The organism is Kitasatospora purpeofusca (assembly GCF_000718025.1).
GTDB lineage: Bacteria > Actinomycetota > Actinomycetes > Streptomycetales > Streptomycetaceae > Kitasatospora > Kitasatospora purpeofusca.
In genome coordinates this window covers 79,836-105,551 of record NZ_JODS01000007.1, presented here as the reverse complement: position 1 = coordinate 105,551, position 25,716 = coordinate 79,836, and the positions used below count along the sequence as shown (strand labels likewise).

Here is a 25,716-nt window from a genome sequence, read left to right as displayed (position 1 = left end):
TCGCGCCATGAGCTGTATTCAGGCGGCACGCCCCTGATCGGGGCCGGTTCCCTTCCCGCTCCGGCTCCCGCGCCGTGCCGCCTTTCCCGCCCCCCCGCCACACCGTCAGTCACGCCTCCCCCGGAGCCGCACCGTCATGTCCACAGCGCCCGAGGCGACCTCGTCGCCGTCCGTGCTCGCCAGAATCCGCAAGACGCCCTTCTGGGCCCAGATCGTCGCCGGCCTCGTGCTCGGTGTCGCCCTCGGTTACCTGGCCCGCGCGGCCGACATCTCCTGGCTGGCCACCACCCTGGAGACCATCGGCCGGATCTTCGTCCAGCTGCTGAAGCTCGCCGTCCCGCCGCTGGTCTTCACCGCGATCCTGGTCAGCGTCGCCAACCTGCGGAACGTCACCAACGCCGCCCGGCTGGCCGTCCGCACCCTGCTCTGGTTCGCGATCACCTCGCTGATCGCGGTGGCCATCGGCCTCGGCCTCGGCCTGCTCACCAACCCGGGCGAGGGCACCAACCTCAAGACCGAGGGCCTCAAGGCGCCGAAGTCCACCGGTAGCTGGATCGACTTCCTCACCGGGATCTTCCCGACCAACATCGTCACCGCCTTCACCGAGGTCGAGGTCCTGCAGATCGTCTTCCTGGCGATCGTGGCCGGTGCGGCGATCATCAAGCTCGGCGCCAAGGCCGAGCCGGTGCTCAAGCTCAGCGAGTCGGTGCTCGAGCTGATCCAGACCGCCCTCTGGTGGGTCATCCGGCTCTCGCCGCTCGGCACCCTCGGCCTGATCGGCAAGTCCGTCGCCAAGTACGGCTGGGACCTGCTGGAGCCGTTCGCGACCCTGACCGTCGACGTCTACGTCGGTTGCGCGCTGGTGCTGTTCGGCGTCTACTCGCTGCTGCTGAAGTTCGCCGCCGGCCTCAACCCGGTCAACTTCTTCAAGGGCGCCTGGCCCGCCATCCAGCTGGCCTTCGTCTCCCGCTCCTCGGTCGGCACCCTGCCGGTCACCCGCAAGGTCACCGAGCGGCTCGGCGTCCCGGGCGAGTACGCCTCCTTCGCCGTCCCGTTCGGCGCCACCACCAAGATGGACGGCTGCGCCGCGATCTACCCCTCGCTGGCCGCGATCTTCGTCGCCCAGGTGTACGGCATCGACCTCGGCATCAAGGACTACCTGCTGATCGCCTTCGTCTCGGTGATCGGCTCGGCCGCCACCGCCGGTCTGACCGGTGCGATCGTGATGCTGACGCTGACCCTCTCCACCCTGGGTCTGCCGCTGGAGGGCGTCGGTCTGCTGCTGGCCATCGACCCGATCCTCGACATGGTCCGCACCGCGACCAACGTCGCCGGCCAGGCCCTGGTGCCGGTCGTGGTCGCGGCCCGGGAGAAGACGCTCGACCTGGTCGCGTACAACAACCCGGCCGCCGACCTCTACGACGAGGCCCCGGCCACGGTCACCGTTCCGGCCCAGGCCGGTGCCAAGGCCCCCGCGACGGCCTGACGCCCGCCCCGTACGAGGACGGCCCCCTCTCCCGGTGAACAACGGGAGAGGGGGCCGTCCTCGTACGCGCACCCGGGCACCTGCGGTGCTCCGGGGTGCGGGGAGGTGTCCCGGGCCGGGCCCGGAAAAGGCAGGGGGCCCGCCGAAAGGCGGGCCCCCTTGGGTACTGCTGCTCTTGTGCTCACCGAGACGGCCCTGCGGCCGTCGACGGACCCGACGGGTCCCGAGCGATCAGATCCTCATCGAGGATGGTTCAGACAAGGGTGACGTTCTCCGCCTGCGGGCCCTTCGGACCCTGGGTGACGTCGAAGCTGACCGCCTGGTTCTCCTCCAGCGAGCGGAAACCGCTCGCGTTGATGGCGGAGTAGTGGACGAAGACGTCGGGCCCGCCGCCATCCTGGGCGATGAAGCCGAAGCCCTTCTCAGCGTTGAACCACTTGACGGTTCCCTGAGCCATGCCGTTCTCCTTGCGAGGGACGTGTCGGGGACCACACCGTGTGGCTCCCGGTCCGCTGCGCTGATCGCCCTGCCTCCGGACGGGTCCGGAGTTTTCGATATTGCTGAAAAACTACAAAAAGCCTGCGGTTACATGCTCCGCAGGCTTCAAGTACTGCAAGGGGAATCAAACTGCAACTGAGGGCAACGCTAGCATGCGGCTGCTGTGACGACCAGGGGTGACTTGCGTGCTGGACACCGCGTGTCGTAAGGCGGTTGCGATGATCGGCACGGTGCGTCACGGAAGGGTGGTGCGGGGCTTCCCGACCAGCAGGCATACCCTGCGGGGAGGCGCACGAACAGTAAGGGAGCGGCGCGGTGGCAGTACCGGACGAGGAAACGCGGGAGACCCGGGAGAACACCCCGGTCCGGCCCCGAGTGGGGCATATTCAGTTCCTGAACTGCGTGCCCCTCTACTGGGGGCTGGCCAGGACCGGCAATCTGCTCGACCTGGACCTCACCAAGGACACGCCGGAGAAGCTCAGCGACCAGCTGGTCGCGGGTTCGCTGGACATCGGTCCGATCACCTGTGTGGAGTACCTGCGCCACGCGGACGAGCTGCTCGTGCTCCCCGACATCGCCGTCGGCAGCGACGGCCCGGTGATGTCCTGCGTGATCGTCAGCAAGGTGCCGCTCGCCGAGCTGGACGGCCGGAAGGTCGCCCTCGGCTCCACCAGCCGGACCTCCGTCCGGCTCGCCCGCCTGCTGCTGGAGGAGCGGGAGGGGGTGCGGCCGGAGTACTACAGCTGCCCGCCCGACCTGGAGGCGATGCTCGCCGAGGCCGACGCGGCCGTGCTGATCGGCGACCCGGCGCTGCGCGCCTACCTGGGGCAGGCGGCCGAACGCGGCCTGACCGTGCACGACCTGGGCGATATGTGGAAGGAGTGGACCGGGCTGCCGTTCGTCTTCGCCGTCTGGGCCGCCCGCCGCGACTTCGCCGAGCGCCGGCCCGAACTGACCGCGGCCGTCCACCGCGCCTTCCTGGAGTCCCGGGACCTCTCGCTGGTCGAGGCCCGCGAGGTGGCGACGCACGCCGCCCGCTGGGAGACCTTCGACGCGGAGGTGCTGGAGCGGTACTTCAGCGAGGCCCTGGACTTCTCGCTCGGCGAGCGGCAGTTGGCCGGGGTGGCCGAGTTCGCCCGGCGGGTCGCGCACGACAGCGGGTTCGCACCCGATGTGGCCGTCCGGCTGCTGGAGCCCGCGCCGGTGGAGCCGCTGGAGCCGGCGCTGCTGGAGCCCGCGCCGCTGGTGGTCTGAGCACCTCCCCGCCTCCTCCCGGGACGGCGTGCCGCCAAGGGAGGAAGCGGGTTGCGGCACGGCGTCCGCCCGCCGCCCGATAGCGTCTGCACCCGAGCGGGCCCCGGCGGCGGGCCGGGCGGGTGACGGGAGCGTGCGGGGGATGCAGGCACTGGGATCGGACGACCCGCGACAGGTGGGCGCGTACCGGCTGCTGCGACGGCTCGGCGCGGGCGGCATGGGCCGGGTCTACCTCGGCCGGACGGCGGGCGGCCGCACGGTGGCGGTCAAGGTGGTCCGCGGCGAACTCGCCGAGGACGCCGAGTTCCGGGCCCGGTTCCGGCAGGAGGTGGCCGCCGCCCGCCGGGTCGGCGGGACCTGGACCGCCCCCGTCCTGGACGCCGACACCGAGGGGGCCCACCCCTGGGTGGCCACCGGCTACGTCGCCGGCCCCGCGCTGGGCGGCGCCGTCCGGGAGTACGGGCCGCTGACCGACCCCGCCGTCCGCACCCTGGGCGCCGTCCTGGCCCAGGCACTGGAGCACGTGCACGGGCTCGGCCTGGTGCACCGGGACGTCAAGCCGTCCAATGTGCTGCTCACCCTGGACGGCCCGCGGCTGATCGACTTCGGTATCGCCCGCGCCCTCGACGCGGCCACCGGGCTCACCCAGTCCGGGTTCGTGGTCGGATCGCCCGGCTTCATGTCGCCGGAACAGGCGAACGGCCGCCCGGTCGGGCCGCCCGGCGACGTCTTCTCGCTCGGCGCGGTGCTCGCCTACGCGGCCACCGGGGTGCACCCGTTCGGCGAGGGGGTGAGCGCGGCCGTCCTGCTCTACCGGGTGGTGCACGAGGAGCCGGACCTGAGCGGGCTGGCCCCCGGGCCGCTGCGCTCGATCGTGCTGGACTGCCTGGCCAAGGACCCGGCCCTCCGGCCGACGCCGCGGCGGCTGCGGGAGCTGTTGGACCCCGACGGCTCGGCGGTCGGCCGGCTGGGGCAGGGCGGCGGCTGGCTCCCGCCGGCGCTGGCGGCCGCGGTCGGGCGCAGTGCGGTGCAGCTGCTGGACCTGGAGGGGCTGGACCCGGAGGGGGACGCGTCCGCCGGAGGGGTGGCGGTGGAGCGGACGCCGACCTCTGTGACGGGGGGCGGCGGGGCGTCGGCGGGGGCCGAGGGCGGTGCCGGTGCCGGTGCCGGGGTCGGGGTCGGGGTCGGGGTCGGTGTGTCGGCCGGGGTCGAGGGGGCTTCGGGGACGGGGACGGGGTCGCGGGAGGTGCCGCCGGTGCCGTCGGTGGCGCCTCGGCCGGGGGTAGCGGACGCGACACCCCGACGGCGACGGGGTGCGGCAGCGCTGGCGGCCGCCGCGGTGCTGCTGGTGCTCGCGGGAGGCGGGTACGGCGCGTACCTGGCGTGGGGACCGGAGGAGCCGGGCCCGGGGCCGACGGCGACGGCGTCGGGTGCGACCTCGGCCACCGGTGGGGCGACAGGTGGGGTCACCCAGGCGCCGCCCTCGCCGGTCCGGTCCGTCCCACCGTCCTCGTCACTCTCGCCGACCGGTTCGCCCTCGTCGTCCTCGCCGACCGGTTCGACAGGTTCGTCGGCGACGACCGCGCCGTCGGGGCCGAACGTCGTGCCCGAGGCCTTCCTCGGTACCTGGCGCGGGGACATGGTCACCCAGAAGGGGGTTCCTGCCGGCGCCACCACCCTGGTCATCGGCCGGGCCGCGATCGGGCAGGAGGCCACCACCAGCCGCAACGAGCTGACCGGCCTGCTCTCGATCACCTGCGAGGGCGCCTGGACGCTCACCTCGGCCGAGCCGGAGAAACTGGTCTTCACCTCCCGCCTCGTCCGCTCCTCGCTGCCCGGGGCGTGCACTGGCGGTGCCTACTCCGAGACGCTCACCCTGCAGAAGGACGGCACCGTCCGCTTCGCCTCCGCCGACCCCAACGCCGGGAACCCGTCCGGGACGCTGCGGCGGACGGGCTGACGCAGGGCTCCGAGGGCCCTGGCGTAGGCTGATCCGGATGCGACCCGGTGCCGCGGCACGGAGTCGTCGCACGTCGTAGTACCCGGAGCGGTCGGCACCGTCGAACGGCCCGGAGCACGCGAAACACCGGTAGTACCGGAAGTACCGGATGTACCCGAGAGAGAGAAGGCCGCAAGGTGTCCGAGCTCGCAGCGACCACCCTCGATGCGCCCAGCACCGACCTGCAGGCCGTCCTCGACCGGGCCGCCGGCGGTGGCCGGATCAGCCCGGAGGAGGCGCTGGAGCTCTACCGCTCGGCCCCCCTGCACGCGCTCGGCTCGGCGGCCGACGCCGTGCGCCGCCGCCGCTACGCCGGTACCGAGCACATCGCGACGTACATCATCGAGCGCAACATCAACTACACCAACGTCTGCGTGACGGCGTGCAAGTTCTGCGCCTTCTACGTGCCGCCGAAGAGCGACAAGGGCTGGTCCCGCGACCTCGAGGAGATCCTGCGCCGCTGCGCGGAGACCGTCGAGCTGGGCGGCACCCAGATCATGTTCCAGGGCGGCCACCACCCGGACTACGGCGTCGAGTACTACGAGCGCGCCTTCTCGGCGATCAAGGCGGACTTCCCGCAGCTGGTGATCCACTCGCTGGGCGCCTCCGAGGTCGACCACATGGCGCGGATCTCCGGCGTCTCGATCGAGGAGGCCATCACCCGGATCCACAAGGCGGGCCTGGACTCCTTCGCCGGCGCCGGGGCCGAACTGCTGCCCGAGCGCCCGCGCAAGGCGATCGCGCCGCTCAAGGAGTCGGGCGAGCGCTGGCTGGAGATCATGGAGGCCGCCCACAAGCTGGGCGTCGAGTCCACCTCCACCATGCTGATGGGCACCGGCGAGACCAACGCCGAGCGGATCGAGCACCTGCGGATGATCCGCGACGTGCAGGACCGCACCGGCGGCTTCCGCGCCTTCATCCCGTACACCTACCAGCCGCAGAACAACAAGCTCCAGGGTTCGACCCAGGCGACCGTCTTCGAGTACCTGCGGATGATCGCCATCGCCCGCCTGTTCCTCGACAACATCGCCCACATCCAGGGCTCCTGGCTGACCACCGGCAAGGAGGCCGGCCAGCTGTCGCTGCACTACGGCGCGGACGACCTCGGCTCGGTCATGCTGGAGGAGAACGTGGTCTCGGCGGCCGGGGCCAAGCACCGCTCCAACCTCACCGAGCTGATCCACCTGATCCGGGCCGCCGACCGCGTCCCCGCCCAGCGCTCGACCACCTACCAGCACCTGCGCGTGCTGGACGACCCGGCCAACGACCCGGTCGACCCGCGGGTCGCCTCGCACATCGCCTCCACCGCGATCGAGGGCGGCACGGCGCACCCCGAGCTGAAGATCCTCGACAACCGCTGATCGTCGACCGCCACCGACCGCTGACCGCTGACCCGACCGCTGACTGCTGAGGCTCCCGCACCGCCGTGCTGACCCTGCACCGGGCCGCTCTCGTGCTGCCCGACCCGGCCGATCCCACCGCCCCGTCCCACCTCGACGGGGCGGTGCTGGTGCGCGACGGGCTGGTCGAGGCGGTCGGCCCGTACGCGGAGCTGGCGGCGGCGCAGCCGACGGCCCGGGTCCGGGACTGGGCTGACGCGCTGCTCACCCCCGGGCTGCGGCACCCCGAGGGGCACCGGCTGCTGGAACGGGCGTACCACCCCGACCCGCGCGAGGAACTCGGGGACGCTCCGGTGCCGGACGGCCTGGTGGGGGAGGCGGACGAGGCACGGTGCGGGGCGAGCGCGCGGCGCGGGCTGCAGCGCATGCTCGGGTTCGGGGTGACGGCGGTGGCCGGGCCGTTCGAGCGTGCCTCGGTGCGGACGGCGGTCACCCGTTCGGGGCTGGTCGCGTTGCCGGGGGCGGTAGCTCCGCCGGGGGCGGGCTCCCTGTCGGAGGCTGGCTCCCTGCCGGAGGGGGTGTGGTCGCTGGATCCGCTGGTGGGGCTGCCGTTCGCCGAGGCCGTGCACGGTCGGCTGGTGGTGGGCGGCCGGGCGGACTTCGCGCTGTTCGCGCCCGGTGCGGACGGTGGGCCGTCGGCGGGTGGTCCCTCGGACCGTGGGCCGTCGGCCGGTGGGTGCCGCGCGGTGGTGCTCGGCGGGCGGCTGGTGTTCCGGCGGCGCTGAGCGTCGTCCGGGTCCGTCCACCTCCTCGTTCTCGCTGTCTCTTTCTCCTTTCGCTGCCGTTCCCGCCCCGGTCCGCTGCCGGGCGTTTCCCGCGGCGCGTGTCGCCTACTCGTCGGTAGGCGTTCGATTTTTCCTCCGGTACTCCGTACTCCCTTGCGACGTACGGGACTTGCTTCGTATGCCGTCGAACTTCGGGTCCGTCCCGGTGGCCTGATTCCCCCTTCGCCGTGACCTGAAGGCCCGCCAGCGGATAGCATCCGGCTCAGCTCAGTCCGTACCCTCACCACACTTCGCCCGTTCCCGCGGGCGGCGGGGCCCCGTCCCAGGCCCCGAACGCACGCCAGGACAGGAACCATGCGATCCGCGACCGTCCCCCCGCAGCGATCCCCGCGGTTGGGCCGTGGCTGGTACGTCACCGCCGTGCTCAGCGCCGTGCTGGCCGTCGGGATGTGCCTGCTGGGGTGGCGTCAGGCCGAGCAGGCCGACCGGATCGGAGCCCACCCGGTGCGGGTCGAGGGCGTGGTGACCCAGTTGCCGGGCGGCGGCGGTTCCTACAGCACCGTCAGCTACCAGGCCGGTGGCCAGCACCACACCGCCACCGCGCTGCCGCTCGCCGACGGTGCCAAGGTCGGCGACGGGGTCTGCCTGGAGCACGCGGCCGACGACCCGGGCGCGGTACGGATCTGCGGCGACACCTATCCGCAGCCGGTCGGCGTCGGCCTGGCCCGGTTCAGTGTGCCGGTGGCGGTGCTGCTGTTCGCGGTCTGCATGCTGCGGATCCGGCGGCACCGGCGCGCGGTGGCCGTGCGGAGCGGGCAGAACCGGTTCGCCACCACGGTCGCCCTGGCGACCGGTGCGCTGGCCGACGGGATGCCCGCGATAACCCAGGGCAAGCGCTCGCGCCGTCGGCGCCGCTCGGGCGGGCGACGCGCCCTGCACTGAGGCGGTCCGTTCCCGGGGAGTCGGGACCGGCAGTCGGACCGGGGAGTCGGGCGGGGAGTCGGACCGGGGTGGCGGTTGTTCGGGGGGCGTGAGGGCGGCCCTGTGCGCCCTCCGAGTGCTTCGAGACCGGGGCAACGGCGGGCCGGTGCCGATCCCGGACTGTCCGGAAGGCGCCCCCTTGCCCGGATCGCCGGAGCCAGGGTGAACAATGGGGGCGTGACCCGAGCCTCCCTGGACAAGCAGCCGCACGAAGTCGCCGCCATGTTCGACGACGTCGCGGCCAAGTACGACCGCACCAACGACGTGCTCTCGCTCGGCCAGGCCCGCGCCTGGCGCCGCGCGGTGGCCGAGGCGGTGGACGCCGGGCCGGGGGACGTCGTGCTCGACCTCGGGGCCGGCACCGGCACCTCCTCGCTCCCCTTCGCGGAGGCCGGGGCCAAGGTCGTCCCGTGCGACTTCTCGGTCGGCATGCTCGCCGAGGGCAAGCGCCGCCACCCCGAGCTGGCGCTGACCGCCGGCGACGCCACCCGGCTGCCGTTCGCCGACAACACCTTCGACTCGGTGACGATCTCCTTCGCGCTGCGCAACGTCCACGACACCGAGGCCGCGCTGAGCGAGATGTACCGGGTCACCAAGCCCGGCGGCAAGCTGGTCATCTGCGAGTTCTCCACGCCGACCTGGACGCCGTTCCGGACCGTCTACACCGAGTACCTGATGCGCGCGCTGCCCCCGGTCGCCACCGCGGTGAGCAGCAACCCGGACGCCTACGTCTACCTCGCCGAGTCCATCCGGGAGTGGCCCGACCAGCCCGCGCTGGCCGCCCGGCTCCAGGAGGCCGGCTGGTCCAAGGTGGCCTGGCGCAACCTGACCGGTGGGATCGTCGCCCTGCACCGGGCCCACAAGGTCTGACCGGTCACGGGCCGGTCCGGTCCGGCGGCGCCTCCGCCGGGACCGGCCGAAGCGCCGTCCGCAGCTCATAGACTCGTCCAAGCCCAGCCGCGCCGGCCCCCGCCGGCCGGTCGACCCCCAGCAGGAGTGTGCCCACCGTGTCCGAGACCGCCGTTGACCTGAGCGCAGGCGTTGTGGAGAGCACCGCGGACGTCATCGTGGTCGGCGCGGGCCCGGCCGGGGCCACCACCGCGTACTACCTCGCGCAGGCCGGTCTGGACGTGCTGCTGCTGGAGAAGACCAGCTTCCCCCGGGAGAAGGTCTGCGGCGACGGCCTGACCCCGCGGGCCACCAAGCAGCTGGTGGACATGGGCATCGATGTGTCGACCGAGAACGGCTGGCTGCACAACAAGGGGCTGCGGATCATCGGTGGCGGGATCCGGCTGGAGCTGGACTGGCCCGAGCTGTCGGCCTTCCCGGACTACGGTCTGGTCCGCAAGCGGGCCGACTTCGACGAGCTGCTCGCCCGTCAGGCGGAGAAGGCCGGGGCCCGGCTGTACGAGCGCTGCAACGTCAGCGGCCCGGTGCTGGACGAGCGGACCGGCCGGATCGTCGGCGTCACCGCCAAGCTCGGCGACGAGAAGCGACCGGTGACCTTCCGCGCCCCGCTGGTCGTGGCGGCCGACGGCAACTCCACCCGGCTCTCGCTCGCCATGGGCCTGCACCGCCGCGAGGACCGCCCGATGGGCGTCGCCTACCGCACCTACTTCAACTCGCCGCGCCACGACGACGACTACCTGGAGTCCTGGCTGGAGCTGTGGGACACCCGGGCCGGGGAGCGCAAGCTGCTGCCCGGCTACGGCTGGGTCTTCGGCATGGGCGACGGCACCTCCAACGTCGGTCTCGGCATCCTGAACTCCTCGCCCGCCTTCGGCGAGCTCGACTGGCGCGAGGTCCTCAAGGCCTGGTGCGCGAGCATGCCGGAGGAGTGGGGCTACACCCCCGAGAACATGACCGACCCGATCCGGGGCGCCGCGCTGCCGATGGCCTTCAACCGGCAGCCGCACTACACCCGCGGCCTGCTGCTGGTCGGCGACGCGGGCGGCATGGTCAACCCGTTCAACGGCGAGGGCATCGCCTACGCGATGGAATCCGGTCAGATCGCCGCCGGGGTGATCGTCCAGGCCCACGCCCGGGTGACCGAGTCCGGCCGGGAGCGCGCTCTCCAGGCCTACCCGCGCATCCTCAAGGACGTCTACGGCGGGTACTACACGCTGGGCCGCGCCTTCGTGAAGCTCATCGGCAACCCGAAGGTCATGCAGCTCGCGACCCAGCGGGGGCTGACCCACCCGCTCCTGATGAAGTTCGTCCTCAAGCTCCTCGCCAACCTCACCGACCCGCAGGGCGGCGACGCGATGGACCGCGTCATCAACGGCCTGGCCAAGGTCGCGCCCAACGCCTGAGGCCTGAGGTCTGAGGTCTGAGGTCTGACGCTTGGCGTCTGATGCCCGAGGCCTGACCGCTGGCCTTCGGGCAGCCCGGCCCGGGTGGCCCAGGCCACCCGGGGGCCTACGCCTCGCGGCGGCTGGCTGCGGAGCGGTTCTCGACGTACGCGAGGCGGTCGGCGAAGACCTGGGCGGCGTCGGGGGTGAGCGTGCGGAGCGCGACGAGGGCGGAGAAGACCACGTCGCACAGCTCGTGCTGGACGTCCTCCCAGGTGTGGGTCACGCCCTTGCGCGGATTCTGACCGGTCGCACCGATCACGGCCGCGCTGACCTCACCCACCTCCTCGGAGAGCTTGAGGATCCGGGCCAGCCGCTCCTCCTGCGGAGGGAGCGGGCTCTCCTCGTCGAGCCAGGCGACCACGTGGTCGACGCTTTCCCAGATCCTGCTGTCCATCGGCACGGCTCCCGTACGGCTGGCGGTCGTGCTGACCACCGTACGGGAGCCCGGCAGGCCCCGAAGGTGGCTCAGCGGGTGGAGATCTTCACATTGCGGATGTTCACGGGCAGGGTGGGGAAACCGTCGCCGGGGTTGTTCTGGTCGTCCTCGCCGCCGGCGGCGATCTTCTGCAGGACGTCCAGACCAGCGGTGATCCGGCCGAAGGGCGTGTAGGCGGGGGAGAGCTTGGTGTCCTTCCAGACGAAGAAGAACTGGCTGCCATTGGTGTTGGGGCCCGCGTTGGCCATCGCGACCGTGCCGGCCGGGTAGGTCGCGCCCTCCAGGTTCTCGTCCGGGAAGGAGTAGCCGGGGCCGCCGCTGCCGGTGCCGGTCGGGTCGCCGCACTGCAGGACGAAGATCCGCTGGGTGGTCAGCCGGTGGCAGTGGCTGCGGTCGAAGTAGTCACGCTCGGCAAGGAAGCGGAAGGAGAAGGTCGTGCAGGGCGCCTTGTCGGTGAGGGCCTGGAAGGTGATCGACCCCTGGGAGGTCTTCAGGGTCGCGCTGTAGGGCTTGGCGGCCTTCTTGGCGTCGAAGACCGGGATGCCCTTGAAGTTGTCGGCGGGAACCGCCGGGCTGTAGGTGCAGGTGGTGCCGGCCGCGCCGGTTCCGGCCCCGGTCGACGGGGTGTCCGCGACGGCGGTGCCGGTGCTCACCACGATCGGCAGAACGGTGGCTGCGGCGATCAACGCCCAGTGCTTCCGGGTCACTTGGCTGGCCTTCCGGTCCGTGGGGGACAACTGCATTGTCATGGCGACATCATCCACGCCGGGGTGGAGATCCGGTAGGGGTCGGTGGGAAGGGTTCGGTGGGCGGGGTTCGACAGGCAGGGTGCGGCAGGAGCGACGTGGCAGGCGGGAGTCGAAAACCGTTGATCGGGAACGGTGCGGTGCGCGAGGATGACGGGCGCCTGCTCAACTCCGGGATCCGTCCGACGACGTGCGCGACTCTCGTGTGCCGCCTCCGTTCGCTTCGAGAGGGTCCCGCCCATGCGCGCATCGTCCTCCGTCCTTCTGCGTGACCTGCCGGTACTGCTGGTGGCGGTGGTGTGGGGGTCGAGCTTCCTGGCCGTGCAGCGGGTGGCCGAACCGGACACAGTGGTGGCGATGCTGGTCCTGAGGTTCGGCCTGGTCCTCCCCGTGCTCGGACTGTTCGCCTGGCGGGCGCTGCGGCGGCTGCGGCGTGCCGAGTGGCTGGGCGGGGCCGCCCTGGGGCTGGTGCTCGGCGCGATCTTCCTCCTGGAGACCTTCGGCGCGGTGCACACCTCGGCGACCAACGCGGGCCTGATCATCAGTCTCACGATCGTCTTCACCCCGCTCGCGGAGAGCGCGCTCGCCCGGACGCCGCTGCCGCGCCCCTTCCTCGCGGCAGCCGGTCTGGCGGTGGTGGGCATCGCGCTGCTGACCGGCGAGGGCGGGCTGCGGGCCCCGTCGGCCGGGGACCTGCTGGTGCTGGGTGCCGCCGTCGTGCGGACGGTCAATGTGCTGGCCACCGCCCGCGTCCGGGCGATCCGGGAGACCGACACGCTGGCCGTCACCTGGGTCCAACTGGCGACCGCGACGCTGGTGTTCGCCGTTGTCGCGCCGTTCGTCGGCCCGCTGCCCTGGACGGTCGCGGCCACCTACGGGCCGGCCCAGTGGGGCTGGCTGCTCCACCTGACGCTGCTCTGCACGCTGTTCGCGTTCTTCGTACAGATGTGGGCCGTCCGCACCACCTCTCCCTCCAGGGTCAGCCTGCTGCTGGGCACCGAGCCGCTGTGGGCGGCGGTGTTCGGCATCACCCTGGCCGGCAACCACCTCGGACCGCTCGCCCTGCTGGGCGGCGCCCTCGTCCTGGTCGGCACCGAGTGGGGCCGCCGGACCGCCTCGGCACCGCGCCGTGCGGTGGAGCCGGTGGAGCCGGTGTCCGTCCCGGTGTGACCGCGGGCCGGTCCTCCGGTGCGGGCGATCCTGCCCCCGGCCGTCGTCGGCCCGGTCACCTGCGCCGCCCCAGGGTGCGGCGGGCGTAGGCGAAGGTGACCGCGGCGACCAGCGGGCCCCAGGCGACCATGGGCAGGTAGCAGAGGGTCATGACCACCGCGGCGAGGCCCTGAGGGGCCTCGGGATCGCTCAACTGGTCGGCCCAGCCGCCGAAGAGCGCGCTCGTCCCGATGTAGGTCAGCACGGCCGAGCCGATCGCGGCGGGGACGATCGCGGCGAGCGGCCGGACGGCGCGGCCGCCGATCAGCGGGATCCAGGACGGGACCACCTCGCCCCAGGGCCGGACGAGCCCCAGGGTGAGGAAGGCCAGGAACTCGGCCAGCCCGCTCAGCGTGACGAGGTACGCGGTGCCCCAGCCGGGGGTGTTGTGCTCGAACACCGCGGCCAGCTCCCCGCTGAAGCCGACCGGGATGCCGACGCCGAGGGCGAGCCGCCAGAGCCCGGACGGCACGGTGGTCCAGACGGTGGCCCTGGCGGCCAGCTCGGCCCAGCGGGGGGTGCCGTCCGGGCGGACGGCGCGCTTGCGGGCGGCCCGGGGAGTGGTGGTGGCGGTCGTGCCCGGGGCGACTCCGACGACTGCGACGCCTGCGACGGGCGCGGTGGGTGCGGTGGTGGACATGGTGGCCGACTCCTTCCCGGCCGGCCCTCGTGGCCGGTCCGACGGGATCAAGACTGGCCGTCGGACCGGGGTCGCCATCAGTGCCGATCGGGCTGTCTTGGCTGCTCGAATCGGGTGCGGAAATGTGCCGATCGGCACAGGCGGAGGCCTCCGACGATCCGTAGGCTGCTCGCAGGAAGGAGGCGATGATGAGTCAGATGCTGGCGTTGGCCGCCCCGGCGGCGGTTCTCTGCGGGTGGTTCCTGCGGTCCCGGTACGGGATCGCGGCGGTGTGCCTGGCGGCCGCCGTGGTGTCGATCGGGGCCACGATCGGCGCCTGGGCCGCCGGCCGCTGGGCCGAGTCGGAGCGCTGGACGGGCCTGGTCGGCATGCTCGAACTCGCCTCCCTGCTGGCGCTGGTGGTCCTGACCCTGCGGGCCGAGGGCGGTCGGCGCGGAGCCGTCGCGGTCTGGACGATCGGCGGCGCGGTCGCGCTCTGGCCGTCCCGGTTCCAGGACGCTTCCGGAGCGGTGGGCGCGCTGACCCTCTTCGGCTTCGGTTCGGTCCTCACGTTGCCGCCGGTCCTGATCGGGCTCTACCTGCGCGGGCTGGACGAGAGCCGACGGCGCTCGGTGGCCGCGGCCAGACGCGCCCAGCGACTGGAACTCGCCCACGACCTGCACGACTTCGTCGCCCATGACGTCAGCGGCATGGTCGCCCAGGCGCAGGCGGGCACCGTACTTGCGGCCTTCGACCCGGTGCGGGCCGCAGCTCTGTTCGAGCGGATAGAGCAGGCCGGGTTGCAGGCCCTGGCCTCGCTCGACCGGACGGTCCACCTGCTGCGCAGCGAGGACGGGGAAGGGGACGGCCCGGAGCGTGGCCCGCAGCCCGGCCTGGCCGAACTGGCCGAGCTCACCGAGCGGTTCACAGGCTCGGGCGAGGTGGTGGTGAGACTGGACGCTCCGGCCGAGGAGCCGACGGTTCCCCGGGAGGTGGCGGCCACCGCTTACCGGATCGTGGTCGAGGCCCTGACCAATGTGCGGCGGCATGCTCCCGCCGCCCGTGTGGTCGACGTCCGGGTGCGGAGCGAGGGGCGGCGGTTGACGGTACGGGTCCGGGACGACGGCGGTGGGGTCTCGCCGCCGTCCGGGTCGAGGCGGGGCGGGGGCGGCAGTGGACTGGCAGGTCTGTCCGCCCGGGTGGAGGCGCTGGGCGGCACGCTGAGTGCCGGCTGCGAGGGCAGCGGTTGGCAGGTGGCGGTCACCATGCCCTTGAAGAACGGGTAGCGGCTCCGGGGTCGGGGCTCCGGGGCGGAGCGAGAGCCGCACCGCCTCGGGCGGGAGAGGCACCACCACGACGGTGCAACGGACAGGTGGGACAGGAACGGCAGGCGAGGGACAGAGGCCCTGCCGGGGAACGGAAGGAGGTTCGGCCGATGAGCATCCGGGTGCTCCTTGCCGACGACGACGAGGCGATCCGCAGCGCGTACCGGATCATCCTCGACGCACAGCCCGACATCGAGGTGGTCGACGAGGCCGCGGACGGTGAAGTGGCGGTCGCCCTGGCCGAGCGGCTGCGTCCGGACGTGATCCTCGCCGATATCCGGATGCCCAGGCTGGACGGCCTGGAGCTGACCCGACGGCTGGGCGGGGAGTTCCGGGTGGTTGTGGTGACCACCTTCGATCTGGACGAATACGTGCACGAGGCGCTCCGCGCCGGGGCGGCGGGCTTTCTGCTCAAGCGCTCGGGGCCCGCGCTGCTCGCGGAGGCGGTCCGGGCCGCCGTGGCGGGGGACGCGTTGATCAGCCCGCAGATCACCGTCCGCCTGCTCCGCCAACTCTCCGGAGTCGGAAGCGGGAGCGGCATCGGAGGAGGTATCAGAAGCAGCAGCACCGGTGGTGCCGCAGGCCAGGGGGCACGGCGCCCCCTGGGCGGACGGATCGCGGAGAGCGAGCGGATCGGCCCGGTCGAGGAACTCACCGCACGCGAGAAGGAGATCGCGCGGCTGGTCGCGGACGGCGCCACCAACGGCGAGATCGCGGAGCAACTGTTCATCAGCGCGGGCACGGTGAAGAACCACCTGGCCTCGGTCCAGCGGAAGCTCGGCGCGCGCAACCGGGTCGGTATCGCCGCCTGGGCCTGGGAGAGCGGAGCCTGAGTCGCTCCGTCCCGTCGGGGTACCGCCGGGACGCACCCAGCCCCACCGTCGGCAGACGGCCCGACCCACCGCCGGACCAAGGCGTCCCGACCCGCGGTTGGGCCACGCTCCGGCCCACCACCAAGACGCGCTCCGGCCCACCACCGAGCCGCACCCCGGCCCACCACCAAGACGCGTCCCGACCCACCGCCGAGAGGCGCCCCGGCCCACCACCAAAACGCACCCCGGCCCACCGCCGAGAGGCGCCCCGGCCCACTGCCGGGAGACGCTCCGGCCTGCGCTCGGCGCGCTTGTGAACGAAGGGTCAAGCGGGCGTTCGCGGGGCCGCCACCCCTGAGGGTGAGCCGCCATAACACGTCAACATGACGCCCGGAAATTTGCCTTCCGCTAGACGAAGTTGATATAGGACCACGGCCCTGACCAGCCGCTTCGCAGATAATTGCGACTGCTTGTGACCATTTGACTTCTTTGTGTTGACAACTCTCGTCATGCTCACCTTCATCATGATTCACAAGGTGGCGGAGATCACAAAGATCGTCTTGAACTGCGTGTCGCAGATCACAAGCCGACGGGCATAGGATGCGCTCGTTCCAGGCTTTGTGAACTGCCTCACATGGGGTGGATTCCGGGAACTGGAACGCCGGGTTCACCACAGTGTGACCCGACGGTTCCGATCTGCAGTCAAGGACGACTGGACGGAGGGAGCGGGGGCTATGAATGCCTACGCGCCGATCCTCGTACTCGGTGCCATCGCGGCGGCGTTCGCGGTCGGCTCCGTCGTGATGGCCTCACTGACCGGGCCCAAGCGGTACAACCGGGCCAAGTTGGAGGCGTACGAGTGCGGCATCGAGCCGACCCCGCAGCCCGTGGGCGGCGGTCGGTTCCCGATCAAGTACTACCTGACGGCGATGCTCTTCATCGTCTTCGACATCGAGATCGTCTTTCTCTATCCGTGGGCGGTGAGTTTCGACGCCCTGGGGATCTTCGGACTGGTCGAGATGCTCCTGTTCATCGCCACTGTCTTCGTCGCCTACGCCTACGTCTGGCGTCGCGGCGGCCTGGAGTGGGACTGAGCCGGGGGAGGGGCCGGGTACCGGGCGTCCGTCGGACCTTGTGAACGGGCGGACAAGCCCGGACCAGCGGACAGGCCCGAACGGGTGGGCGAACCACAGGACTTGAGGGCATTGAGAGGGATCTGATGGGAATCGAGGAGAAGCTGCCGAGCGGCTTTCTACTCACGACCGTGGAGACAGCGGCCGGCTGGGTACGCAAGGCGTCGCTCTTCCCGGCCACCTTCGGGCTGGCCTGCTGCGCGATCGAGATGATGACCACCGGCGCGGGCCGCTACGACCTGGCGCGGTTCGGCATGGAGGTGTTCCGGGGCTCGCCCCGGCAGGCCGATCTGATGATCGTGGCGGGCCGGGTGAGCCAGAAGATGGCCCCGGTACTGCGCCAGGTCTACGACCAGATGGCCAACCCGAAGTGGGTCATCTCGATGGGCGTCTGCGCCTCCTCGGGCGGGATGTTCAACAACTACGCGATCGTGCAGGGCGTCGACCACATCGTCCCGGTGGACATCTACCTGCCCGGCTGCCCGCCGCGCCCGGAGATGCTGATGGACGCGATCCTGAAGCTGCACGACAAGATCCAGCACGAGCCGCTCGGTGTGAACAAGCGCCGTGCCGAGGAGTTGGGCGAGGCGCTCGCGCTGCAGGCCACCCCGGTGAGCGAGATGCGGGGGCTGCTGCGATGAACGAGCAGGTACCCGAGACCCGCCGCGAGGAGCCGCGCCGGGAGATCCCGGTCGAGGTGGTCGGTCGCCGGCAGGGCATGTTCGGCGCCCAGGGCAGCGGCGACACCTCCGGCTTCGGCGGCCTGGTCGCCCCGGTCGTCCTGCCCGGAGCCACCGAGCGCCCGTACGGCGGCTGGTTCGACGAGGTCGCCGACGAGTTGGAGGGTGCCCTGGAGGAACAGGGCCTCGACCCGGCCGAGGTGATCGAGAAGACCGTCGTCGACCGCGCCGAGCTCACCTTCCGGATCGCCCGCGAGCACCTCCTCCGCACCGCGCGCACCCTGCGCGACGACCCGGCGCTGCGGTTCGAGCTCTGCCTCGGCGTGAGCGGTGTGCACTACCCGGGCGACAAGGGCCGCGAACTGCACGCGGTCTACCACCTGCGCTCGATCACCCACGGCCGGCTGATCCGGCTGGAGGTCACCGCGCCGGACGCGGATCCGCGCATCCCGTCCGTGGTGAGCGTCTATCCCACCAACGACTGGCACGAGCGCGAGGCCTACGACTTCTTCGGCCTGGTCTTCGAGGGGCACCCGGCCCTCACCCGGATCATGATGCCGGACGACTGGCTGGGACACCCGCAGCGCAAGGACTACCCGCTCGGCGGCATCCCCGTCGAGTACAAGGGCGCCCAGATCCCGGCGCCCGACCAGCGGAGGTCGTACAGCTGATGAACACCCAGCACTACGAGGAGACGAACCAGGGCGGCGCGGCCGAGGCAGGCGCCCGGGAAACCACCGAGGGCCGGGTCTTCACGGTCACCGGCGGCGACTGGGGCGAGGTGGTCGACGCCGTGGCCCGGGCCGACGACGAGCGCATCATCGTCAACATGGGCCCCCAGCACCCCTCCACCCACGGGGTGTTGCGGCTGATCCTGGAGATCGACGGCGAGACGGTGACGGAGGCCCGCTGCGGCATCGGCTACCTCCACACCGGCATCGAGAAGAACATGGAGTTCCGCAGCTGGGTCCAGGGCACCACCTTCGTGACCCGCATGGACTACCTGACCCCGCTGTTCAACGAGACCGCCTACTGCCTGGCGGTCGAGAAGCTGCTCGGCATCACCGACGACATCCCGGAGCGCGCCGACGTCATCCGGGTGCTGATGATGGAGCTCAACCGGATCTCCTCCCACCTGGTCTGCCTGGCCACCGGCGGCATGGAGATCGGCTCCACCACCCTGATGATCTACGGCTTCCGCGACCGCGAGCTGATCCTGGACGTGTTCGAGCTGGTCACCGGTCTGCGGATGAACCACGCCTACGTCCGCCCCGGCGGCCTCGCCCAGGACCTCCCGCCCGGCGCGGTCGACCAGATCCGCGAGGCCGTGAAGACCATCCGCTCGCGGATGCACGAGTACGACAAACTCGCCACCGGCAACCCGGTGTTCAAGGCCCGTCTGGTCGACGTCGGCTTCCTCGACCTGCCCGGCTGCCTCGCCCTCGGTGCCACCGGTCCCATCCTGCGCGCCACCGGCCTGCCGCACGACCTGCGCAAGACCGACCCGTACTGCGGCTACGAGAACTACGACTTCGAGGTCGCGGTCGCGGACGGCGCCGACTCCTACGGCCGCTTCCTGATCCGGCTGGAGGAGATGAAGCAGTCCCTGCGGATCGTCGAGCAGTGCCTGGACCGGCTGCGCCCCGGTCCGGTCATGGTGGCGGACAAGAAGATCGCCTGGCCGGCCCAACTCGCGGTCGGCCCGGACGGCATGGGCAACTCCCTCGACCACATCCGGAAGATCATGGGCACCTCGATGGAGGCCCTGATCCACCACTTCAAGCTGGTCACCGAGGGCTTCCGGGTCCCGGTCGGCCAGGCCTACGCGGCGGTCGAGTCGCCCAAGGGCGAGCTGGGCGTGCACGTGGTCAGCGACGGCGGGACCCGCCCGTACCGGGTCCACTTCCGGGACCCGTCGTTCACCAATCTGCAGACGATGGCGGCGATGTGCGAGGGCGGCCAGGTGGCCGACGTCATCGTCTCGGTGGCCGGGATCGACCCGGTGATGGGAGGCGTGGACCGGTGACAGACGTCCAACTGGGGATGCCGGCGCTGCCGGCCAGGCCGTACCCCGAGGAGGTGCGCGCCCGGCTGGCCGCCGACGCCGCCGAGCTGATCGGCCGCTACCCGGTGGCCCGGTCCGCGCTGCTGCCGCTGCTGCACCTGGTGCAGGCCGAGGAGGGCTTCGTCAGCCCGACCGGCATCCGGTTCTGCGCCGAGCAACTGGACCTCACCACCGCCGAGGTCACCGCCGTCGCCACCTTCTACACCATGTACCGGCGCCGGCCCGCGGGCGAGTACCACGTCGGGGTCTGCACCAACACCCTGTGCGCGGTGCTCGGCGGCGACCAGATCTTCGCCGAGCTCCAGGAGCACCTCGGGATCGCGAACAACGAGACCACCGAGGACGGCCGGATCTCGATCGAGCACATCGAGTGCAACGCCGCCTGCGACTACGCGCCGGTGGTGATGGTCAACTGGGAGTTCTTCGACAACCAGACGCCGGAGAGCGCCAAGCTGCTGGTCGACGACCTGCGCGCGGGCCGTGAGGCCGTCCCCACCCGTGGCGCCCGGCTCTGCTCCTTCAAGGACTCCGCCCGGATCCTGGCCGGCTTCCCCGACGAGCGCCCCGGCGCCGTCGACGAGTCGGGCGCGGGCGGCGCGGCCTCGCTGGCCGGTCTGCGGCTGGCCCGCGGCGAGGCCCTGCCCGGCACCGGCGGCACCCGCGTCGTCTCCCCCCGCCACGAGGACCCCCGCCACGAGGGCGTACGCCACGAGGGCGGGTCCGCCGAAGGCACCGGCCAGGAAGGGACTGAAGCGTGATGACTTCCGCCGAGCCGGCCGAGAAGCTGCTCACCCCCGTGCTGTCGGCGTTCTGGGACGACAACCGCCCCTGGACGCTCGCCACCTACCGCCGCCACGCCGGCTACGAGGGACTCAAGGCCGCCCTCGCGATGCCCCCGGACGACGTGATCGCCCTGGTCAAGGACTCCGGTCTGCGCGGTCGCGGCGGCGCCGGCTTCCCCACCGGCCTGAAGTGGCAGTTCATCCCGCAGAACGACGGCAAGCCGCACTACCTGGTGGTCAACGCGGACGAGTCCGAGCCGGGCACCTGCAAGGACATCCCGCTGCTGTTCGCCAACCCGCACTCGCTGATCGAGGGCATGATCATCGCGTCCTACGCGATCCGCTGCGACCACGCCTTCATCTATCTGCGCGGCGAGGTCGTCCCGGTGCTGCGCCGGCTCCAGGCCGCCGTCGCCGAGGCCTACGAGGCGGGGCTGCTCGGCCGGAACATCCTCGGCTCCGGACTCGACCTGGACATCACCGTCCACGCCGGCGCCGGCGCCTACATCTGCGGCGAGGAGACGGCGCTGCTGGACTCGCTGGAGGGACGCCGGGGCCAGCCCAGGCTGCGCCCGCCGTTCCCGGCCATCGCCGGCCTCTACGCCTGCCCGACCGTGGTGAACAACGTCGAGTCGATCGCCTCGGTGCCGCCGATCCTGGCCCGCGGCAAGGAGTGGTTCAAGGGCCTGGGCACCGAGAAGTCCCCCGGCTTCACGCTCTACTCGCTCTCCGGCCACGTCACCAACCCCGGTCAGTACGAGGCCCCGCTCGGCATCACCCTGCGCCAGCTGCTCGACATCAGCGGCGGCATCCGGGCCGGCCACCAGCTCAAGTTCTGGACCCCGGGCGGCTCCTCCACCCCGATGTTCACCGACGAGCACCTCGACGTCCCGCTGGACTACGAGGGCGTCGGCGCGGCCGGCTCGATGCTCGGCACCAAGGCCCTGCAGATCTTCGACGAGACGACCTGCGTGGTCCGCGCCGTCACCCGCTGGACCGAGTTCTACGCGCACGAGTCCTGCGGCAAGTGCACCCCCTGCCGCGAGGGCACCTACTGGCTGGTCCAGCTGCTCAAGCGGATCGAGGCCGGCCAGGGCGTCGAGGGCGACCTCGAGAAGCTCCTCGACATCGCCGACAACATCAACGGCAAGTCCTTCTGCGCCCTGGGCGACGGCGCGGCCAGCCCGATCGTCTCCTCGCTCCAGTACTTCCGGGCCGAGTACGAGCAGCACCTCGCCGAGCGCCGCTGCCCGTTCGACCCGGCCGCCTCCACCGTCTGGGCCGACGGCCCCCGCCCCGGCCACCAGTCCGCCACCGAAAGGGAGGTGCACGCGTGACGATCACAGAGCCATCCACCTCCACGGGCGACAAGGCCGCGGTCGAGCTGGTCACGCTCACCATCGACGGCGTCGAAGTGCAGGTCCCCAAGGGGACCCTGGTGATCAGGGCCGCCGAGCAGATCGGCACCCAGATCCCGCGCTTCTGCGACCACCCGCTGCTCGACCCGGCCGGCGCCTGCCGGCAGTGCATCGTCGAGATCGAGGGCCAGCGCAAGCCGGTCGCCTCCTGCACCATCCCGGTCGCCGAGGGCATGGTGGTGCGCACCCACCTCAGCTCGCCGGTCGCCGAGAAGGCCCAGCGCGGTGTGATGGAGCTGCTGCTGATCAACCACCCGCTGGACTGCCCGGTCTGCGACAAGGGTGGCGAGTGCCCGCTGCAGAACCAGGCGATGTCCACCGGTGACACGGACTCCCGCTTCGAGGGGATGAAGCGCACCTACGAGAAGCCGGTGCCGATCAGCAGCCAGGTGCTGCTGGACCGCGAGCGCTGCGTGCTCTGCGCCCGCTGCACCCGGTTCTCCCAGCAGATCGCCGGGGACCCGTTCATCGACCTGGTCGAGCGCGGAGCCCTCCAGCAGGTCGGCACCGGCGAGGGCGACGACTTCGAGTCGTACTTCTCCGGCAACACCATCCAGATCTGCCCGGTCGGCGCGCTCACCTCGGCGGCTTATCGTTTCCGCTCCCGCCCGTTCGACCTGACCTCCTCGCCGAGCGTCTGCGAGCACTGCTCCTCCGGCTGCGCCCAGCGCACCGACCACCGCCGCGGCAAGGTGCTGCGCCGGCTGGCCGGTGAGGACCCGGCGGTCAACGAGGAGTGGAACTGCGACAAGGGCCGGTTCGCCTTCCGCTACGCCCAGCAGCGGGACCGGCTCACCACCCCGCTGGTCCGGCGGGACGGCGAACTCGTCGCCGCCTCCTGGCCGGAGGCGCTGGCCCGGGCCGCCGAGGGGCTGCGCGGGACCCGCGCCGGAGTGCTCACCGGCGGCCGGGTCACGGTCGAGGACGCCTACGCGTACGCCAAGTTCGCCCGGGTGGTGCTCGGCACCAACGACGTGGACTTCAGGTCCCGCCCGCACAGCGGCGAGGAGGCCGACTTCCTGGCCGCCGCCGTCGCAGGCCAGGGCGTCGACATCGGTGGCAGCCCCTTCGGCTACGAGGAGCTGGAGGCCGCCCCGGCGGTCCTGCTGCTGGCCCTGGAGCCCGAGGAGGAGTCGCCGATCGTCTTCCTGCGGCTGCGCAAGGCCAACCGGGGCCACGGCCTCAGGGTCTTCTCGATCGCTCCGCACGCCTCCCGGGGCCTGGCCAAGCTGCACGGATCGCTGCTGCCGGCCGCCCCCGGCACCGAGGCCGAGTGGCTGGCCGCGCTCGCCGCCGACGAGCCGCTCAACGACGACGCCGGCCGCGCCGCCGAACTGCTCCGCACCCCCGGCGCGGTGATCCTGGTCGGCGAGCGGGCGGCCGCGGCCCCCGGTGCGCTCACCGCCGCACTGCGGCTGTCGCACGCCACCGGCGCCCGGCTGGCCTGGATCCCCCGCCGGGCCGGTGAACGCGGCGCGGTCGAGGCCGGCGCCCTGCCCGGCCTGCTGCCCGGCGGCCGTCCGGTCGCCGCACCGGCCGCCCGGGCCGAGGCCGCCGCCGCCTGGGGCGTGGCCGAACTCCCCGCCCGACTGGGCCGGGACACCGAGCAGATCCTCGCCGCCGCCGTCAGCGGCGACCTGGACGCGCTGCTGGTCGGCGGGGTCGACCCGGAGGACCTGCCGGATCCGGCCCTGGCCGAGGAGGCGCTGGCCGCGGTGCCGTTCGTGCTCTCGCTGGAGCTGCGCCCGTCCGCCGTCACGGCCCACGCCGACGTGGTGCTGCCGGTGGCCGCGGTCGCCGAGAAGGCCGGCACCTTCCTGGACTGGGAGGGCCGGGTGCGGATGTTCGAGGCCGCGCTCAAGCCGGACCAGCAGATGGGCCGCCACCTGCACCCGGATCTGCGGGTGCTGAACATGCTCGCGGACGCCCTGGGCCACCGGCTCGGCCTGCCCGACGTCCGCGCCGCCCGGCAGGAGCTGGACCGGTTCCTGCCCTGGACGGGCGACCGCCCGGCCGCGCCGTCCGCCCACCCCGGCCTGCTGCCCCGCCCGGCCACCGGCCAGGCGGTCCTGGCCGGCTGGCGGCTGCTGCTCGACCGGGGCTCGCTCCAGCAGGGCGACCCGCACCTGGCCGGCACCCGGCACCCGGCGGTCGCCCGGGTCTCGCCGACCACCGCCGCCGAGATCGGCGCCGCGACCGCGACCGCGCTGCGGCTGACCGGCCCGGCCGGCTCGCTCACCCTGCCGCTGGAGATCGCCAAGGAGATGCCGGACCGCACGGTCTGGATCCCGCTCAACTCCACGCCGGGCGGCGCCTACCGGACGCTCGGCACCACCGTCGGCCACCTGGTCACCATCGCCGCCGCCGAGGCCACCGCGCCGGCCGGGACGGCCGGGCCCGAGGAGGAGGAGAAGTGACCCCGACCCCGCACCCGCTCGCCGGACACGGCCCGGCCGCGCTGGCCGAGCTCGCCGCGAACGAGACGCTCGGCTTCTTCGGCCGGGACCCGTGGTGGCTGGTCCTGCTGAAGGCGGTGTTCTGCTTCGGCTTCCTGGTCGGCACGGTCCTCGTGGCGATCGTCTGGGAGCGCAAGGTGGTGGCCTGGATGCAGCTGCGCATCGGGCCCAACCGGCACGGCCCGTGGGGCCTGCTGCAGTCGCTCGCCGACGGCGTGAAGCTGGCGCTCAAGGAAGACCTGGTGGTCACCGGCGCCGACAAGGTCGTCTACATCCTGGCCCCGATCGTCTGCGCCATCCCGGCGTTCATGGCCTTCGCGGTGATCCCCTTCGGCCCGGCCGGCGACGAGATCTCGATCTTCGGCACCCGGACGCCGATGCAGCTGACCGACTTCCCGGTGGCGCTGCTCTACATCCTGGCCACTGCCTCGGTCGGCATCTACGGCATCGTGCTGGCGGGCTGGTCCTCCGGCTCGACCTACCCGCTGCTCGGCGGGATCCGCTCCTCTGCCCAGATGATCAGCTACGAGATCGCGATGGGCCTGTCCTTCGCGGCGGTCTTCATCTACTCCGGCTCGATGTCCACCTCGGAGATCGTCTCCTCGCAGCAGCCCACCTGGTTCGCGGTCCTGCTGCCGGTGTCGTTCATCGTCTACATCGTCGCGATGGTCGGTGAGACCAACCGCGCGCCGTTCGACCTCCCGGAGGCCGAGGGCGAGCTGGTCGGCGGCTTCAACACCGAGTACTCCTCGCTGAAGTTCGCGATGTTCATGCTGGCCGAGTACGTCAACATGGTCACCGTCTCGGCGGTCGCCTCGACCCTGTTCCTGGGCGGGTGGCGGGCCCCGTGGCCGGTCTCCACGTTCTGGGAGGGCGCCAACCACGGCTGGTGGCCGCTGCTCTGGATCACTCTCAAGATCCAGCTGCTGCTGTTCTTCTTCATCTGGCTGCGCGGCACCCTGCCCCGGTTCCGCTACGACCAGTTCATGAAGCTCGGCTGGAAGGTGCTGATCCCGGTCTCGCTGGCCTGGCTGGTCATGGTGGCCAGCGTCCGGGCCCTGCGCAACGAGGGCTACGGCTTCGGCGAGGTGGTGCTGTACGTCGGTGCCCCGGTCGGCGCGCTGCTGCTGCTCGGCCTGCTGCGGGACGTCCTGAAGCGCAAGCCGGAGCCCGGGTCCGAGGCGCCGCAGGGGGAGTTCGACCCGATGGCCGGCGGCTACCCGGTGCCCCCGCTGCCCGGCCAGCAGCTCCCGCCGGTCCCGCGCCGGCGCAGCCGCGCCCCGAAGCAACTGCAGGACGCCCTCAACGGGGCCGACCATTCCGAAGGGAGCTGAACCG

23 protein-coding genes are annotated in these 25,716 nt (G+C 72.1%); 19 read left to right on the top strand and 4 right to left on the bottom strand.

All coding sequences use genetic code 11. The annotated features are described in order from the left end of the window. Nucleotides 1-136: 136 nt before the first annotated feature. Entirely contained in the window at nt 137-1,486 is a 1,350-nt protein-coding gene (locus IF01_RS0113155; protein WP_030393542.1) for a dicarboxylate/amino acid:cation symporter, read from the top strand. 253 nt (nt 1,487-1,739) lie between these two features. On the opposite strand, the gene IF01_RS0113150 is transcribed toward IF01_RS0113155, so the two are convergent. Continuing rightward, the gene (locus IF01_RS0113150) at nt 1,740-1,943 is read right to left on the bottom strand and encodes a cold-shock protein (RefSeq protein ID WP_030393541.1); all 204 of its coding nucleotides are present in this window, start codon (nt 1,941-1,943) and stop codon (nt 1,740-1,742) included. A 356-nt stretch (nt 1,944-2,299) separates the two neighbouring features. Between IF01_RS0113150 and IF01_RS0113145 the strand changes: the two genes are divergently transcribed. The 7 genes from IF01_RS0113145 (at nt 2,300) to IF01_RS0113115 (ending at nt 10,655) form a co-directional block, all read left to right on the top strand. Continuing rightward, nucleotides 2,300-3,238 (top strand): menaquinone biosynthetic enzyme MqnA/MqnD family protein, encoded by a 939-nt coding sequence (locus tag IF01_RS0113145; RefSeq protein WP_051740419.1) that lies wholly within the window; start codon nt 2,300-2,302, stop codon nt 3,236-3,238. A 142-nt stretch (nt 3,239-3,380) separates the two neighbouring features. Then, nucleotides 3,381-5,198: a serine/threonine-protein kinase gene (locus IF01_RS0113140; RefSeq protein WP_030393539.1), complete on the top strand. Its 1,818-nt coding sequence runs from the start codon at nt 3,381-3,383 to the stop codon at nt 5,196-5,198. 176 nt (nt 5,199-5,374) lie between these two features. Beyond that, entirely contained in the window at nt 5,375-6,598 is a 1,224-nt protein-coding gene (mqnC, locus tag IF01_RS0113135) for a cyclic dehypoxanthinyl futalosine synthase (protein WP_051740416.1), read from the top strand. 65 nt (nt 6,599-6,663) lie between these two features. Further along, entirely contained in the window at nt 6,664-7,362 is a 699-nt protein-coding gene (locus IF01_RS0113130) for an amidohydrolase family protein (RefSeq protein ID WP_030393537.1), read from the top strand. A gap of 354 nt (nt 7,363-7,716) precedes the next feature. Continuing rightward, nucleotides 7,717-8,304: a hypothetical protein gene (locus IF01_RS0113125; protein WP_043466611.1), complete on the top strand. Its 588-nt coding sequence runs from the start codon at nt 7,717-7,719 to the stop codon at nt 8,302-8,304. Nucleotides 8,305-8,520: 216 nt separating this feature from the next. Continuing rightward, nucleotides 8,521-9,213 carry a demethylmenaquinone methyltransferase gene (locus IF01_RS0113120; protein ID WP_030393535.1) on the top strand — a complete coding sequence of 231 codons (693 nt, stop codon included), beginning with the start codon at nt 8,521-8,523 and terminating at the stop codon, nt 9,211-9,213. 158 nt (nt 9,214-9,371) lie between these two features. Further along, on the top strand, nt 9,372-10,655 hold the full coding sequence (locus IF01_RS0113115; protein ID WP_030393534.1) for a geranylgeranyl reductase family protein: 1,284 nt from the start codon (nt 9,372-9,374) through the stop codon (nt 10,653-10,655). A gap of 106 nt (nt 10,656-10,761) precedes the next feature. Here the strand turns inward: IF01_RS0113115 and IF01_RS0113110 are convergent, their stop codons facing one another. Together IF01_RS0113110 and IF01_RS0113105 are read right to left on the bottom strand one after the other, a co-directional pair. Further along, a complete protein-coding gene (locus IF01_RS0113110) occupies nt 10,762-11,091 on the bottom strand; it encodes a MazG-like family protein (protein WP_037779732.1) in 330 nt (109 codons plus the stop codon). 71 nt (nt 11,092-11,162) lie between these two features. Beyond that, nucleotides 11,163-11,882: a peptidylprolyl isomerase gene (locus tag IF01_RS0113105; protein ID WP_244215496.1), complete on the bottom strand. Its 720-nt coding sequence runs from the start codon at nt 11,880-11,882 to the stop codon at nt 11,163-11,165. Between the two features lie 237 nt (nt 11,883-12,119). On the opposite strand from IF01_RS0113105, the gene IF01_RS0113100 reads away from it, so the two are divergent. Next, nucleotides 12,120-13,049, top strand: a complete 930-nt coding sequence (locus tag IF01_RS0113100) for a DMT family transporter (RefSeq protein ID WP_051755277.1) — start codon at nt 12,120-12,122, stop codon at nt 13,047-13,049. 55 nt (nt 13,050-13,104) lie between these two features. Here IF01_RS0113100 and IF01_RS0113095 read toward each other — a convergent pair whose 3' ends face one another. Then, nucleotides 13,105-13,728 carry a hypothetical protein gene (locus tag IF01_RS0113095; RefSeq protein ID WP_078879917.1) on the bottom strand — a complete coding sequence of 208 codons (624 nt, stop codon included), beginning with the start codon at nt 13,726-13,728 and terminating at the stop codon, nt 13,105-13,107. Between the two features lie 188 nt (nt 13,729-13,916). Between IF01_RS0113095 and IF01_RS0113090 the strand changes: the two genes are divergently transcribed. The 10 genes from IF01_RS0113090 (at nt 13,917) to nuoH (ending at nt 25,712) form a co-directional block, all read left to right on the top strand. Then, a complete protein-coding gene (locus IF01_RS0113090) occupies nt 13,917-14,993 on the top strand; it encodes a sensor histidine kinase (RefSeq protein ID WP_051755274.1) in 1,077 nt (358 codons plus the stop codon). Nucleotides 14,994-15,142: 149 nt separating this feature from the next. Then, nucleotides 15,143-15,865: a response regulator gene (locus tag IF01_RS0113085; protein ID WP_030393529.1), complete on the top strand. Its 723-nt coding sequence runs from the start codon at nt 15,143-15,145 to the stop codon at nt 15,863-15,865. Between the two features lie 713 nt (nt 15,866-16,578). Beyond that, the gene (locus IF01_RS0113080) at nt 16,579-16,938 is read left to right on the top strand and encodes an NADH-quinone oxidoreductase subunit A (protein ID WP_014137597.1); all 360 of its coding nucleotides are present in this window, start codon (nt 16,579-16,581) and stop codon (nt 16,936-16,938) included. 125 nt (nt 16,939-17,063) lie between these two features. Continuing rightward, nucleotides 17,064-17,618, top strand: a complete 555-nt coding sequence (locus IF01_RS0113075; protein ID WP_030300882.1) for a NuoB/complex I 20 kDa subunit family protein — start codon at nt 17,064-17,066, stop codon at nt 17,616-17,618. Continuing rightward, nucleotides 17,615-18,328 (top strand): NADH-quinone oxidoreductase subunit C, encoded by a 714-nt coding sequence (locus tag IF01_RS0113070; protein WP_030393528.1) that lies wholly within the window; start codon nt 17,615-17,617, stop codon nt 18,326-18,328. The genes IF01_RS0113075 and IF01_RS0113070 overlap by 4 nt, the downstream gene beginning before the upstream one ends. Further along, nucleotides 18,328-19,683, top strand: coding sequence for an NADH-quinone oxidoreductase subunit D (locus IF01_RS0113065; RefSeq protein ID WP_030393527.1), 1,356 nt, complete (start codon nt 18,328-18,330; stop codon nt 19,681-19,683). The genes IF01_RS0113070 and IF01_RS0113065 overlap by 1 nt, the downstream gene beginning before the upstream one ends. Further along, complete coding sequence (gene nuoE, locus IF01_RS0113060; protein WP_078879915.1) at nt 19,680-20,480, top strand: NADH-quinone oxidoreductase subunit NuoE; 801 nt, start codon at nt 19,680-19,682, stop codon at nt 20,478-20,480. Before IF01_RS0113065 ends, nuoE begins: the two co-directional genes overlap by 4 nt. Continuing rightward, nucleotides 20,480-21,841, top strand: coding sequence for an NADH-quinone oxidoreductase subunit NuoF (gene nuoF / locus IF01_RS0113055; RefSeq protein WP_030393525.1), 1,362 nt, complete (start codon nt 20,480-20,482; stop codon nt 21,839-21,841). The genes nuoE and nuoF overlap by 1 nt, the downstream gene beginning before the upstream one ends. Beyond that, the gene (locus IF01_RS0113050; RefSeq protein WP_030393524.1) at nt 21,838-24,339 is read left to right on the top strand and encodes an NADH-quinone oxidoreductase subunit G; all 2,502 of its coding nucleotides are present in this window, start codon (nt 21,838-21,840) and stop codon (nt 24,337-24,339) included. Before nuoF ends, IF01_RS0113050 begins: the two co-directional genes overlap by 4 nt. After that, on the top strand, nt 24,336-25,712 hold the full coding sequence (gene nuoH, locus IF01_RS0113045; RefSeq protein ID WP_030393523.1) for an NADH-quinone oxidoreductase subunit NuoH: 1,377 nt from the start codon (nt 24,336-24,338) through the stop codon (nt 25,710-25,712). The genes IF01_RS0113050 and nuoH overlap by 4 nt, the downstream gene beginning before the upstream one ends. Nucleotides 25,713-25,716: the final 4 nt, after the last annotated feature.